The sequence below is a fragment of the Brevibacillus panacihumi W25 genome, assembly GCF_000503775.1.
Classification (GTDB): Bacteria; Bacillota; Bacilli; order Brevibacillales; family Brevibacillaceae; genus Brevibacillus; species Brevibacillus panacihumi_A.
Map to the genome: position 1 here is coordinate 570,440 of NZ_KI629782.1, position 12,769 is coordinate 583,208.

The following is a 12,769-nucleotide window of genomic DNA, read 5'->3' on the forward strand; positions in this document are numbered from 1 at the left end:
TTCCTGCTCTTTTCTCTCCCCAATCAGGCACTTTTTTTGATAAGATGGTTATGGAGAGGAGTGAACGTACTTTTGCGTTACGCATTTAAACACGATGAAAGACTTGGCATTTCGCTGCCGTGGGTCCCATTGGAATGGGAGGAGTACACAAGCGAAGAGCGCGCGGACATATTGCTTGCCTGGGAGGAGATTCGTGCCACCATCCCTGACCGCATCCTCCAGCTGGAAGCAATCATTATCGAGAAGACCCGGCAATTGTCAGAAGAGGAAAACTTCGTCCGCTCTTGCGAATTGAACAGCGAAATTCATGAACTCGCTAGTCTCATTAATGATCTTAATATATGGTTCCGCGTTCAGCAAGATCACGATACCAAGGTCCATCAATGACGATGTGCCAAAAAACCAGACCCCAGGGCAGCCAATTCCTGGGGTCTTTCCTTTTTTCTATACGGTTGCTTCGGCCTTGGAGGCTGGGAGTCGACGGGCCATCTGCAGAGCCATCAGTCCCGTTACATGCGGCGCCGCCATCGAGGTGCCGTTTAGCTTGCGGAACTGATTCCCCGGCCACGTGGACAAAATATCGACTCCCGGTGCCTTACGATTTGCTCCTCTCCCGCGAGAACTGAAGGAAGCGAGCTTGCCGTTCTGATCAATCGCGCTTACGCCTATTACTTGATCGTATCGTGCGGGATACTCTACTTCCCCACCGTTGTTTCCGGCGGAGGCTACCATCACGATCCCCCGGTCATTTGCCTTTTTGATGACGCGGGCCAAAGCCTCGCTGTACTGCGGCATGCCAAAGCTCATATTGATAATGTCCATCTGATTGTCAATCGACCAGTGAATGGCCTGCAGTATCGTCGCAAGCGAGGATCTCCCCTCCTCGTCGAAGGCGCGGATGTCATAGATGTATGATTCAGGGGAAACGCCGACGATCCCCCGCTGATTCATCTCCGCTACGATAATCCCGGCTACATGAGTCCCGTGCCCGTTGCGTTTGCCCCCGACAAAATCTACACCGCCTTTTAAGCGATTCTTCAATTCGTAATGCTCGCCCGAAATCCCGGTATCGATCACTCCAATCTTGACCCCTGCGCCCATCCCCTTCTTCCAGCGCTTTTGCGCGCCGACGTATCGTACGCCCCAGGGAATCTCTTCTTCCGCATGAACACTGACCGTCAAGTTCTCTTCCACAGTCGGCTGGTAGCGTTCAAAATGCTTGTGCAACAGCCGGTACACCTGTTGGCTGACACACATGCAGGACATATCCTCGTAACAACGCCACGGCTTTCGCTCCTTGTGGGCGCGAATTTTGCCTTGCAGATCCCGGAGTATCTCATGAAAAGGCGTCTCTCGACGAAAGCTGATTATCTTCAACTCTGTGGCCTCCTGTCATGCTTCTTTCTGCCTCATCCTATGTACCTGCCGCATCAGTCGGCTTGGGCAGATACACACGCCTGGCAAAATAGGCACCCATGACCCTGGCAATTGTCCAGACAAGGAGGGGGTTACTTCCATATAACTGCATAGGAGACCAGCTATTCGAAATGAGGGGAGCGAGCAGCATGGGAAAAGAAAAAGCCAGTGATCTGCTGAAAAAAATCAACAAGAAGAGCAAGAAAAAAGTAAAAATGAGCGATATTAAATCGCTTGCCAAAGGGTATTCCAAAAAGGATCTGAAAAACGACAAAAAGCTGAGCGAGCTGATTAAAAAAGTAAGCAAGGCGGTCGGGGTCAAATTAAGCGACAAGCAGATCTCTACTGTCAAAAAACAAGTGCACGATCGACTCGGATAAAATAAGAAAAGGGAGAGGCGCGAAGCCCTCCCTTTTCTTGTTTTTTATGGACCGGATCCTATTCACTGATTAATCGCAGGCACACCCTACAATCGTCAGCAGGACGAACAGCACCAAGATCAAAGCAAAGTCGTCAAATCCGGAACCGTTGAATATGCTACTCATTTGCTTTCCCTCCTTTTATCGGCAACTAGTCATACTGTATGAGCGAAATGTCTAACCTGATTGGACGATCGCCTATCTGTGTGCCCTTTTTTTGGACACCTGACTGCTGCCGTAGAGGAAAATCAACTGGCCCGGCGCTCAACTGGCTCCGGCAACGCATATTGCTTTTTCATCACCATTTGCCAAAAGGGAATCGTCCGCTGAATCAACGGACCTGTCAACAAAGCGATCAAGACGGTCCCAACCGATACTGGACCTCCCAGGGACGCTCCCGCGATCAAGACCGTAATCTCAATGATCAAGCGAACCCTCTGGATGCTCCAGCCGAGGCGCTCATTCATCGCCAGCATAAAGCTGTCTCGCGGTCCCGCCCCCAGTTTCGGAGAGAGGTACATGCCAATCCCCACTGCCATGATCAGAACCCCGACCAAAAACATGGCGGTACGCTCCACCATCATCTCCGGCTTAGGCACAATCCCCCACCATATAAAAAAATCCAAAAAAACCCCAAAACAGACCATGTTCAGGAACATGGCAAAAGTGGGCTTGATCTTGGCGAGCAGGTAAGAGGCCATGATGACTGCGACACCCGCAATCTGAGACCAAATCCCGATCGTCAATCCAAATGTTTTTTGCAAACCGATATGAAACGTATCCCAGGGAGCTACCCCCATATTCGCCTGAATCGTCAGCACGCAACCGAACGCACAGACAAACAGCCCCAGCACAAACATGGCGTATCGAATCACGATCGGCCTGCCAATCCGTATACCGGACACTGCCTTTCACCTTTCCTCTCCCATACTCCGCTCTATCTATCCTGTACCTGTTGCCCTTGTACAGCCACTTCAAAAAAAATGCCATCTTTGCGGTAATACGCCTCGGCTTTGTCATACCGCAAATAGACCGGTGCCTGGGAGAGCTGCTCCTTCGCCAGGACTACCTGCCGTTGCTTGTTGGCTTCATCCTTGTATTCCACAACCAGGCTTACCTCTTCGCGCAGACAGTGCTCCACCAGCTCTTCCGGGGTCGCAAAAACAATCCGTTTCATGCTCCTTACCCTTCCTGTATGTAATGATCATTCATTATAGCAGGCTTCTTCATTTCCTCCCACGGTTTTTCGCACACGTTTGACTGGCAAACTGTAAAAATCCTCTGCCAAAGTAGTGTTCGGGAAAATCGCCTGCGCCTCCGCCAGCAGGTCCTCCATCGTGAACTCCCCCTCCTCATCCTCATAACGCGGGCTGAAGTGAGTCAGACAAAGGCTTTTTACCCCTGCATCCCGTGCCAGCTGCGCCGCTTCCTGGGCAGTGGAATGGCCGCTGCGAACCGCCAAATCCTTATCCTGCTGCGCATAGGTGGCCTCATGCACCAGCAAATCCGCACCGTGTGCAAGCTGGCGAACCGCCTGACACGGCTCGGTGTCGCCGCTGAATACGATTTTACGGCCTGGTTGGGCCTCCCCGACGAAATCCCGTCCATCCAAGACCCGCCCATCTGGCAAAACGACCTGTTCTCCCCGCTTCAACGCCCCATAGATCGGACCAGAAGGCACCCCCAGCTCCCGCGCTTTTTCTACCTGAAAGGCACCCGGCTTCTCCTTTTCTTCCACGCTGTAAGCAAACGACAGAACCCGGTGTCTGGCGGGACGGCAGATGACAACGACCTCTTCATCCTCGTACACGACGCCCTCGCTGACGATATGGATCTGCAAGGGATAGTGCAGATGGACAGGGCTCGTCTCCATGACGGCGCGATAGTAGCGATCCAGACCCGGGGGACCGTATAAATCCAATGGAGAAGCTTCGCCATTGCGCAGGGAGCGGCTGGCTAACAGTCCGATCAAGCCGTAGAGATGGTCCCCATGCAGATGCGTAATAAAGATTTTTTCCAACTGGCTGATCTTCATGGGGGCACGCAGCAATTGATGCTGGGTTCCTTCCCCGCAATCAAATAGCCACCATTTCCCCGCTTGTAAAAAACGAAGCCCGATTCCACTTACATTGCGTTTCGTGGTCGGCGCTCCAGAACCTGTACCCAAAAATGTAACAATCACTGTGAGTGTGCATCTCCTTTTTGATTGAAAGTCTTCTCGTTGAGCCCTGACAACGCATTCAGGTGTCTGTCCGCTCATCTGGGCATGCACCCTTTTTTCCCGAATCGCATACCTTACCACAGACGACTAACCTAGCAAGGAGGGACATTTAATGATCAAACGCCTTCTCTATCTGGGAATGGCAGTAGGCCTGGGAGCCATGGCAATCTTGGGCGGCTGCTCCAGTGCTCCAGATAAAATCCGCATCGGTGAAGTGACCCGTTCTCTTTTTTACGCCCCCCAGTACGTCGCATTGGAAAAGGGCTTTTTTCAAGAAGAAGGGCTGGAGGTGGAATTATCCACCATTCCTGGCGGAGACAAAGTCATGTCTGCCCTTCTCTCTGACGGCATCGATGTGGCACTCGTCGGTTCCGAAACCAGCATTTATGTCGCACAGCAAGGAGCTGCGGATCGTGTGGTGAATTTCGCACAGCTGACGCAGACAGACGGCACCTTCCTCGTCGCCCGTGAAAAGACAGATACCTTCTCCTTCGATCAGCTGAAGGGCACCGTCTTCCTTGGACAGCGAAAAGGCGGCATGCCGCAAATGGTCGGGGAATACGTGCTGAAAAAGCACAATATCCATCCGCAGAATGATCTCGAATTGATTCAAAACATAGAGTTCAAAAATATCGCCGCTTCTTTTGCTTCTGGCACAGGCCAGTACGTGCAACTATTCGAACCGGAGGCGTCCCGCTTTGAGCAGGAAGGCATCGGCCATGTCGTCGCTTCGTTCGGAAAAGAAAGCGGAACGGTCCCGTATACCGTGTACATGACAAAGCAAAGTACATTGGATAAAAATCAGGATACTATCCAGAAGTTTACCAATGCCGTATACAAAGGGCAACAGTGGGTTGCCAGCCACTCTCCCAAGGAGACAGCAGAAGTCATTGCCAAGTACTTCGAAGGGATCAAACCCGAGATCATGGAAAGTGCTGTGAAGCGTTATCTGGAACAAGGCTCCTACGCTGCTGACCCGATCCTGGATGAAGAAGAATGGAATCAGCTTCAGGATATTATGAACGAAGCGGGAGAGCTAAAGGAACCTGCGGATTACACCAAGCTGGTGAATACGACCTTTGCCAAAGCTGCTAAAGAAGGGAAGTAGACCATGATGAACAAGACTCCTTCTACGCCGGCCAAAATTGAACTTCGCCACGTGACCCATCTCTACCTATCCGCGCACAGGGCTTTCATGGCGGTCAAGGATATAAACCTGCGCGTGGAGGAAGGCGAGTTCATTTGTCTGGTTGGTCCCAGCGGCTGCGGGAAAACGACCCTGCTGTCCCTGATCGCCGGACTAGAGAAGCCCACATCCGGCGAGCTATTCATCGATGGCAAACCCGTCAGCGGGACCTCTTCACAGGTCGGTTATATGCTGCAGCAAGACTACTTGTTCAACTGGAGAAGCATCGAGGACAACGTCTTTCTCGGTCTGGAGATTCAGGGAATCCGCAACAAAGAGACAGAAGAATACGCGTTGCACCTGCTGGAGGAAATGGAGCTGGTCGACGTTCGCAGATCATCGCCGACCCAATTGTCTGGCGGAATGCGGCAGCGCGTCGCTCTTGTACGGACGTTAGCCTGCCAGCCTGATGTCCTGCTGCTTGATGAACCTTTCTCCGCGCTCGATTACCATACCAAGCTGAAGCTGGAGGACCTCGTATTCACTACGTTGCGCCGCCACAAAAAAACCGCTCTTCTCGTGACGCATGACCTCTCTGAGTCGATTGCGCTCGGAGATCGGGTGACTATCTTATCCCGCAACCCAGGACAGGTGCGCATGGAATTGACAATTCCGCCAGCGATTCGCAATGCCCTCCCGTTTGAAGCTCGGAACCAGGAAGGCTTTCAGGACGTATTTCATCAGGTATGGAAAGAGATGGAGGTGGTGTCGGATGCAAGCAAAGGAAATTGAAGCCGTCCATCTACAATATCTCCAGAAAGAAGGACGGACTCGAACCTGGGTATTCGTCACCCAGCTCCTTCTCTTCGCGGCTTTCATCGGCCTTTGGGAAATGCTGTCGCGCGCCAATCTCATCAATTCCCTGATCTTCAGCTATCCGTCGAAAATCATCGCGCTGCTGTGGACGCAGCTGCTCGATGGCAGTCTGCTCCCCCACGTCGGGCTGACCGTATGGGAGACCATTGTGGGTTTTGTGCTCGGAACGCTGTTGGGTACCTTGCTCGCCTCTGTCATCTGGTGGTCTCCCTTCCTCTCCCGCGTGCTGGAGCCCTATCTCGTCGTCGCCAACAGCATGCCCAAGGTTGCGCTCGGACCTGTGTTTATCGTCTTATTCGGTCCAGGTCTGACCTCCGTCATCGCGATGGGCTTAGCGATCTCCGTCATTATCACGACCATCAACATCTACACCAGTTTTCGCGAGGTAAATCCGAACTTCGTCAAGGTCGTGCAGACGCTGGGCGGAAACAAGCGGCAAATTTTTACCACCGTGATTCTCCCGTCCACGATTCCGACCATACTGGCCACATTAAAAGTGAATGTCGGCCTCTCCTGGGTCGGAGTGATCGTCGGAGAATTTCTCGTCTCGCAGATGGGATTGGGATATCTGATCATCTACGGCTTCCAAGTCTTTAATTTTACCCTGGTCATGATGAGCCTCGCCATCATCGCAGTCGTCGCCACCCTGATGTACCAAGGGGTCGCGTTTCTCGAACGGCGGCTCACCAGCCAGTTTAAATAGATAGCATCAACAAACGGTGCTGCTCGGAGGTGATCGAGCAGCACCGTTTGTTGCTTAAGCCTTTACGTGTTCGTCACGCATGCTGGAGTAAAAACTTTTTCCCATATTCTCCATGATCCAAAATAGCTGGATCCTCAATCTGAATCGTGGAATGTTCGATGCCGTACTTGGTCTTCAAAAGATGGTTGATTGCCATGATCACACAAAACGGTTGAATATTTTCCCGAACAAAGACATGCGCAGTCAGCGAGTAATGGTCGGTAGTCACCGCCCACAAATGCAGCTCGTGAACATCCTCTACTCCTTCGACCGTACCGATGTCTGCCCGGATTTGATCCAGATCGAACTTCTCGGGGACGGATTCCATCAATACAGCAAGCGACTCGCGAATGATTTTGGCCCCTCCGACAAAAATGATTCCCCCAATCACCATGCTGATCAACGGGTCAAAGATGTAATAGCCTGTAAAGTGGATCAAAACAGCGGAAGTAATGACGCCGACGGAGCTGAGCAAATCTCCGAAGAAATGCCAGAGTGCGCTTTTCACATTCAGGTTGTCTTCTTCCTTGGTGCTCCGGCTCAAAATGACCGTCAATACCACGTTTACCACCAAGCCGATCGAAGCGATAAGCAACATGAGCTGCAGATTCACGTCTTGTGGATGGATCATCCGGTTGATCCCTTCGATAAAAATACCAATCGCAATAATGGCAAGGGCTAACCCGTTTAAGAACGAAGCGATGATTTCAAAGCGCAGGAAGCCAAACGTATACTTCTGGTTCGGCTTTCGTGTTGCCATGTAGATGGCTGTCATGCTCAAGCCCAGCGCGAATACATCAGAGATCATATGGGCCGAATCGGACAGGAGTGCAAGAGAGTTGGAGAGGATTCCTCCCACGACCTCTACAATGGTAAAAAACAGGGTCAGCAGCAATGTGATCCACAGCGTTTTCTTTGATTTTTGTTGCTCTTTTACATGGTCAAGATGATGATAATCGGCATATTTCATCGGAACGCTCCTCTCCTATTAAATATAATAAATCCTATCTAATAATTATTTTAATCATACATCTTCTTTTTCTTTTTTTCCAATGAACATTTTATGGATCATACAAGTGATACTCATTCCCAGCTGCCAAAATAATAGAGGCTATCCTATCGTCTGCTGACGAAGAGATAGCCTCTGTTCACTTCAAAGCTTCCATCAAGATTTCCAAAACTTCCACCAGCTTTTTTTATGCGCCGGATTTTCTGCTTGTTCAAGCGCCACTTTCTGTACGGCGGCCGCTTCCGCCTCTGCCGCACCAGGGATGCGGGCCAGGAAATGGTCTACCATCGGCTTGTAGTTGTCTGCCAGATGGTCCTGCATGTGGCGAAGGATCGCGATGGCCTTTTCCTTCTGATCCGTCGCGAGCAAGGCGTTCGCGTAGTTGAAGCCCGCATAGGGATAGGGAAACTCAGGCTGCCAGTATTCCTCGCAGATCTGAATCAATTGATACACATACCCTGCTTGTCCCAACTCTCCCGTGACGGTCATGACCACCTCAAAGCGGTCCTTGGTCCCTTCGATTGCCTCCCGGTACCACTGCATCGCTTTGAGCAGATTTTCTTCCGTCAGAGCGAGTCGTGCCAGATGAAGTTTGGGACGCCATGCGCCTTCCTTGGAGGAGAGCGTTTCCAAACGACGTCGCAGCTCATCCTTTCTGCCGCTGTTCACAAATGCCTGCGCGTATAGATTCAGGGCATTTTCCTGGTTGGGGTCCTTGAACAAGCCCGTCTCGAGCATTTCAAAAGCCTTGGCTTCGTCTCCCTCTGCGCCGTATATTTTCGCTAGATTGGTACAGGCCGTACCGGAGGCGGGAAAACGGTCCAGGCAATTGATCAGGATGGTTTTGGCACGTTCAAATTCCTTTGCTTGCATATGTACGACAGCCCGAAAAATCAGGGCTGACTCGATCGGGCCGTATAGTTCCAGCAGTCTGTCTGCCGCACTCGCTGCCTCTTCATTGAACTGCTCTTTCGCCAATTCCATGGCGAAATCCCGCAACTTGTCCTTGTCGTCCCAGTATCGATCCAGATTGGCAGGGATTACCTTTTTCTGGTAATCCTCGCGCGACATCTGAACCGTTTGGCCAAACTCGTTAGTGAACGTCACAAAATCAGACATGAAACAGCCTCACTTTCATTTCCCGTAAAATGGTCTTTAGGGTGCGACGGTCCTTGTCTCCCTTTTAAATCCAGGCCTTCATGTTTACTTTGCGGATAAATTCTTCCATTGATTCCTTGACCGGTTCGTCATTAGCCTCATCCGCCTCCTGCATCCCCAGCAGTTGACGAAATAGCGCTTCATTGCGTGTCGCTAGTGCGTAATCGAGCAAGGCCTCGCGAGATACTCGCTCCGCCTCCTCTTCCAGGATTTGTTGTTCCAATGCAATATCCTCCTCGACGACAGGAAATTGCTTATCTATTTTAGGGATTCGCACAATCCACGCAAAAGCACTGTCTGGATTACGGTCGCGAGCGATCAGGTAACCGTATTCGCTAATGGGCAAACCTTGTTCAAAGGAGTCGGCCACGATGACGACGCGTTGTCCAAGCTTGAACATAAGCGTCAACTCCTTCATAAGTTTACTACCTATCATACACAATGTTAGGTGCGCTTGGGAAGAGCAAACACCGCACTTGGGCAATGGCACAAAAAGTTTGTTGTCACAGGCAAAATGCGTTACACTTTGGGTAATACGCAATTTTGCCTGGTAAACGAGGTGTACGAGCATGCAAATGACCACGGGGTTCTCCCTCTTTATCGTGGGATGGTCGATCGTTCTGGTCAGTCTGATGTTTATTGGCGGTTTTTTCATGTTCCGCAAATTTTTGAAATCGATGCCCAAGCAAGACGGCAAGTCCGATCTTGACTGGCAGGATTACTATATCGATCAGACTCGCTCACGGTGGACAGAGGAAGGACTGGAGCTGTTGAATGAGTTGGTGTCTCCGGTACCGCAGCTGTTTCGTGATGTAGCGAGACGCTCCATCGCATCCAAGATCGGACAGTTGGCGCTGGAGGAAAAGGCAGAGACGATCTCGACCGAGCTGATTGTAAAGGGTTATATCGTCGCCACGCCAAAACGAGACCATAAATGGCTGATCGCTCATCTGGAGTCGAAGCAGATTGATTATACGCCGTACAAAAAGTATCTGCATACGGAAGCGTGAAGCCGTGAGTGTCGGGCTGCCGCTAAGTTACATAGTGAGAAACAGATTTGGTGGTCCTCCAGCTGTAGCGGAGCAGAGGAAAAAGGGAAAAACGCTCCCGGCGGGGTGGGGTCTTTACTGCGGGTCGGCCAGGGCCGGCTCCACTCCAAAGGCGGAACCGCAGCCAAAAGCAGCCAACTCCAGGGAGTGTATCAGGGTTGGCCGCTGAAACCGTGTTCCGCCTTTTCCGTTGCGCCTGGGTCAAGATCCCAAATGCCTTCGCTTTTTTTCCCTTTTTCCTCGACAAGCTTTACCTGGTATTCGTATTACTTTTTGAGGGCTACTCATGAAGTGTATTTGTTTCATGAAAAAAGCTGCCATCATGTTTCGATGGCAGCTTTCCTATTCCAATGCTTAGTCCAGGGTCAATACAACCCGGCCATTGATTTGTCCTTTTTCCATTCGCTCGAATACCTCGTTGATCTTCTCCAGCGGCTGCGTCTCGATGATGGCCCTTACCTTGCCACGCGCGGCAAAATCTAGCGCTTCCTGCATATCCTTTCGGGTACCTACAATAGAACCTTTAACTGTCACTCCGTTTAGCACGGTATCAAAAATCGGGATGGGCAAGTCAGCGTTCGGCAAGCCGACAACGACCAGCGATCCGCCGCGTCTGACCGATTTGTACGCCTGTTCAAAAGCCTTCCTGGTAACCGCTACGCTGATCGCGGCATGGACGCCTCCTACCTGCTCCTGAATCGCTTGGATGGGGTCTGTTTCACTTCCGTTCACAGTTACGTCTGCACCCAGTTCCTTGGCTAGCTCCAATTTCTCCGAGTGGATGTCAACCGCTACGACATTGTATCCCATCGCTTTGGCATACTGCAGCGCGACATGTCCCAGACCGCCGATTCCATAGATGGCGACCCACTCGCCTGGTTTGATATTCGCTACCTTCAGCGCCTTGTAAGTAGTCACACCGGCGCAAAGAATCGGCGCGGCATCCACATCGCTCAGCTCATCGGGAATGCGTGCCACATAGGCTGCCGGGGCGACGCAGTATTGCGCATAGGCTCCATCTGCCGAATAGCCGCCGTTTAATTGATGCTGGCAAAGCGTTTCCCAGCCGGTCAGGCAGTAATCGCATTCGCCGCATGCAGAGAACAGCCAGGGAATCCCTACTCGATCCCCTACCTTCAGCGAGGTCACTCCCTCCCCCAGCTTTTCCACGACGCCTACTCCCTCATGCCCAGGAATGAGGGGCAGCTTCGGTTTGACCGGCCAGTCTCCTTGTGCGGCATGCAGATCCGTATGGCATACACCGCAGGTTTTGACACGCACCAGCACCTGCCCATACCCTGCCTGTGGCACCTCCACCTCTTTTACCTCCAGCTTTTGTTGGAATCCATTGACGACCGCTGCTTTCATTGCTCTTCCTCCTCTTTTGAGGTGTTTGTTCGACTCTGCCAATTCTTTTTGCAATGTGTGTGCCAAGATGAAAACGCTTTATTTCCTGCCCATCAGCTTCAGATATCGTTTCATCCGGCCGCAATGTTGGCTGAACGGGCCGAAAAAACGGCCGCTTTGCCGAGCTTTTGGCTGCGACAGGAAATCGGCTCTGTCCTGATGTATTACTAGGGAAGAGAGAAAGGAGGATGCGGCATGCAGATTTCGAAGTTTATGACACCGGAAATCATTTTTGGAAATCAGTCCCTGGGGCAAATCGGCGAAAGCCTGCGCAGGCTGGGTGCGACCCGAGTCTTTCTCGTCAGCGACCCCGGAGTTGAAAACGCAGGCTGGATCGAGCAAATCATTCATTACCTGCAGCAGCAGAACCTCGACTATGTCCTGTGGACGCAAATCACAGCCAATCCGAAAGATTATGAAGTCCATGCCGGGGTAGCCGAGTACCGCTTGAAGGAGTGCAATGCCATCCTTGGCGTCGGCGGGGGCAGTGCGATCGATGCAGCAAAGGCCATTGCCCTCTTGGGAACCAATGAAGGCCATATCGTCGACTACGAAGGCGTCGATAAAATTCGCCACCCTTTGCCGCCCATGGTGATGGTGCCGACTACTGCCGGATCGGGATCAGAGGTTTCGCAATTTTCCATCATCGTCGATAGCGCGAGAAAAGTGAAGATGGCGATCATCTCCAAGTCCCTGATTCCCGACATTGCGATCATCGATCCGCAAACCTTGATGACCAAGGACCAGCAGCTGACCGCCAATACAGGCATGGATGTGCTCACCCATGCGATCGAATCCTATGTCTCTCTTGCTGCCACCCCGCTGACGGAGGTGCATTCGCTGCAAGCCATGCGACTGATCGCCAAGCATCTGCGTCCATCTGTAGCGAGCTGCTACAACGCAGATGCCAAGCATGCAATGGCCATGGCGAGCTTGCAAGCCGGCATCGCCTTCTCCAACGCCATTCTGGGAGCAGTGCACGCCATGTCCCACCAGCTCGGCGGATTTCTCGACGCTCCCCACGGAGAAGTAAATGCGATCCTGCTCCCCTATGTTCTGGAATACAATTACTTAGCCGTCCCTGAAAAATACCGGCACATCGCAGAATGTCTGGGCGAAAACACTTCTGGCTTGAGCTTGCGCGACTCTTCCCGCCTCGCGTTAAAAGCTGTCAAAGACCTGGCGCGGGATCTGGACATTCCCGAATCGCTCTCCGCGATCGGCCTGCAGCCTGACCAGATCGAATGGCTCAGCACGCATGCCCTTCAGGATGTCTGCATGGCCACCAACCCGCGCGACATGACTGTAAATGATGTTGCCGCCATATTCCGGCAAGCCCTGTAGGA

Annotated in this window: 16 protein-coding genes; 7 read left to right on the top strand and 9 right to left on the bottom strand. The window is 51.9% G+C overall.

The window, feature by feature from the left end:
- Positions 1 to 60 precede the first annotated feature (60 nt).
- The gene (locus tag T458_RS32290) at positions 61 to 387 is read left to right on the top strand and encodes a hypothetical protein (protein ID WP_031305355.1); all 327 of its coding nucleotides are present in this window, start codon (positions 61 to 63) and stop codon (positions 385 to 387) included.
- Between the two features lie 57 nt (positions 388 to 444).
- Here T458_RS32290 and T458_RS32295 read toward each other — a convergent pair whose 3' ends face one another.
- Complete coding sequence (locus tag T458_RS32295) at positions 445 to 1,377, bottom strand: S8 family peptidase (protein ID WP_023554637.1); 933 nt, start codon at positions 1,375 to 1,377, stop codon at positions 445 to 447.
- A 188-nt stretch (positions 1,378 to 1,565) separates the two neighbouring features.
- On the opposite strand from T458_RS32295, the gene T458_RS32300 reads away from it, so the two are divergent.
- Positions 1,566 to 1,796, top strand: a complete 231-nt coding sequence (locus tag T458_RS32300) for a stage VI sporulation protein F (protein WP_023554638.1) — start codon at positions 1,566 to 1,568, stop codon at positions 1,794 to 1,796.
- Between the two features lie 69 nt (positions 1,797 to 1,865).
- Here the strand turns inward: T458_RS32300 and T458_RS56290 are convergent, their stop codons facing one another.
- The 4 genes from T458_RS56290 to rnz all read right to left on the bottom strand — a co-directional run bounded on the left by T458_RS56290 (position 1,866) and on the right by rnz (position 4,017).
- Positions 1,866 to 1,961: a YjcZ family sporulation protein gene (locus T458_RS56290; RefSeq protein ID WP_023554639.1), complete on the bottom strand. Its 96-nt coding sequence runs from the start codon at positions 1,959 to 1,961 to the stop codon at positions 1,866 to 1,868.
- Positions 1,962 to 2,083: 122 nt separating this feature from the next.
- Positions 2,084 to 2,695 carry a YczE/YyaS/YitT family protein gene (locus T458_RS32310; protein WP_171819369.1) on the bottom strand — a complete coding sequence of 204 codons (612 nt, stop codon included), beginning with the start codon at positions 2,693 to 2,695 and terminating at the stop codon, positions 2,084 to 2,086.
- A 77-nt stretch (positions 2,696 to 2,772) separates the two neighbouring features.
- Positions 2,773 to 3,012, bottom strand: a complete 240-nt coding sequence (locus T458_RS32315; RefSeq protein ID WP_023554641.1) for a hypothetical protein — start codon at positions 3,010 to 3,012, stop codon at positions 2,773 to 2,775.
- Positions 3,013 to 3,039: 27 nt separating this feature from the next.
- Complete coding sequence (gene rnz / locus T458_RS32320; RefSeq protein WP_023554642.1) at positions 3,040 to 4,017, bottom strand: ribonuclease Z; 978 nt, start codon at positions 4,015 to 4,017, stop codon at positions 3,040 to 3,042.
- Positions 4,018 to 4,171: 154 nt separating this feature from the next.
- On the opposite strand from rnz, the gene T458_RS32325 reads away from it, so the two are divergent.
- From T458_RS32325 to T458_RS32335, 3 genes are read left to right on the top strand one after another with little or no spacing between them, the layout of a single operon-like run.
- Positions 4,172 to 5,164 (top strand): ABC transporter substrate-binding protein, encoded by a 993-nt coding sequence (locus tag T458_RS32325; RefSeq protein ID WP_031305356.1) that lies wholly within the window; start codon positions 4,172 to 4,174, stop codon positions 5,162 to 5,164.
- A 6-nt stretch (positions 5,165 to 5,170) separates the two neighbouring features.
- Entirely contained in the window at positions 5,171 to 5,974 is an 804-nt protein-coding gene (locus T458_RS32330; RefSeq protein ID WP_031305357.1) for an ABC transporter ATP-binding protein, read from the top strand.
- A complete protein-coding gene (locus T458_RS32335; RefSeq protein WP_023554645.1) occupies positions 5,955 to 6,761 on the top strand; it encodes an ABC transporter permease in 807 nt (268 codons plus the stop codon). The genes T458_RS32330 and T458_RS32335 overlap by 20 nt, the downstream gene beginning before the upstream one ends.
- A gap of 73 nt (positions 6,762 to 6,834) precedes the next feature.
- Here T458_RS32335 and T458_RS32340 read toward each other — a convergent pair whose 3' ends face one another.
- The 3 genes from T458_RS32340 to T458_RS32350 form a co-directional block, all read right to left on the bottom strand.
- Complete coding sequence (locus T458_RS32340) at positions 6,835 to 7,770, bottom strand: cation diffusion facilitator family transporter (protein WP_023554646.1); 936 nt, start codon at positions 7,768 to 7,770, stop codon at positions 6,835 to 6,837.
- Positions 7,771 to 7,965: 195 nt separating this feature from the next.
- Complete coding sequence (locus tag T458_RS32345; RefSeq protein WP_023554647.1) at positions 7,966 to 8,928, bottom strand: tetratricopeptide repeat protein; 963 nt, start codon at positions 8,926 to 8,928, stop codon at positions 7,966 to 7,968.
- A 64-nt stretch (positions 8,929 to 8,992) separates the two neighbouring features.
- Complete coding sequence (locus tag T458_RS32350; RefSeq protein WP_023554648.1) at positions 8,993 to 9,367, bottom strand: hypothetical protein; 375 nt, start codon at positions 9,365 to 9,367, stop codon at positions 8,993 to 8,995.
- 175 nt (positions 9,368 to 9,542) lie between these two features.
- Between T458_RS32350 and T458_RS32355 the strand changes: the two genes are divergently transcribed.
- Positions 9,543 to 9,977, top strand: coding sequence for a DUF2621 family protein (locus tag T458_RS32355; RefSeq protein ID WP_031305359.1), 435 nt, complete (start codon positions 9,543 to 9,545; stop codon positions 9,975 to 9,977).
- Between the two features lie 393 nt (positions 9,978 to 10,370).
- Here T458_RS32355 and adhP read toward each other — a convergent pair whose 3' ends face one another.
- Positions 10,371 to 11,384, bottom strand: coding sequence for an alcohol dehydrogenase AdhP (gene adhP / locus T458_RS32360; RefSeq protein ID WP_023554651.1), 1,014 nt, complete (start codon positions 11,382 to 11,384; stop codon positions 10,371 to 10,373).
- A gap of 234 nt (positions 11,385 to 11,618) precedes the next feature.
- Here adhP and T458_RS32365 point away from each other — a divergent pair, with 234 nt between their 5' ends.
- Positions 11,619 to 12,767, top strand: coding sequence for an iron-containing alcohol dehydrogenase (locus T458_RS32365; protein ID WP_023554653.1), 1,149 nt, complete (start codon positions 11,619 to 11,621; stop codon positions 12,765 to 12,767).
- Positions 12,768 to 12,769: the final 2 nt, after the last annotated feature.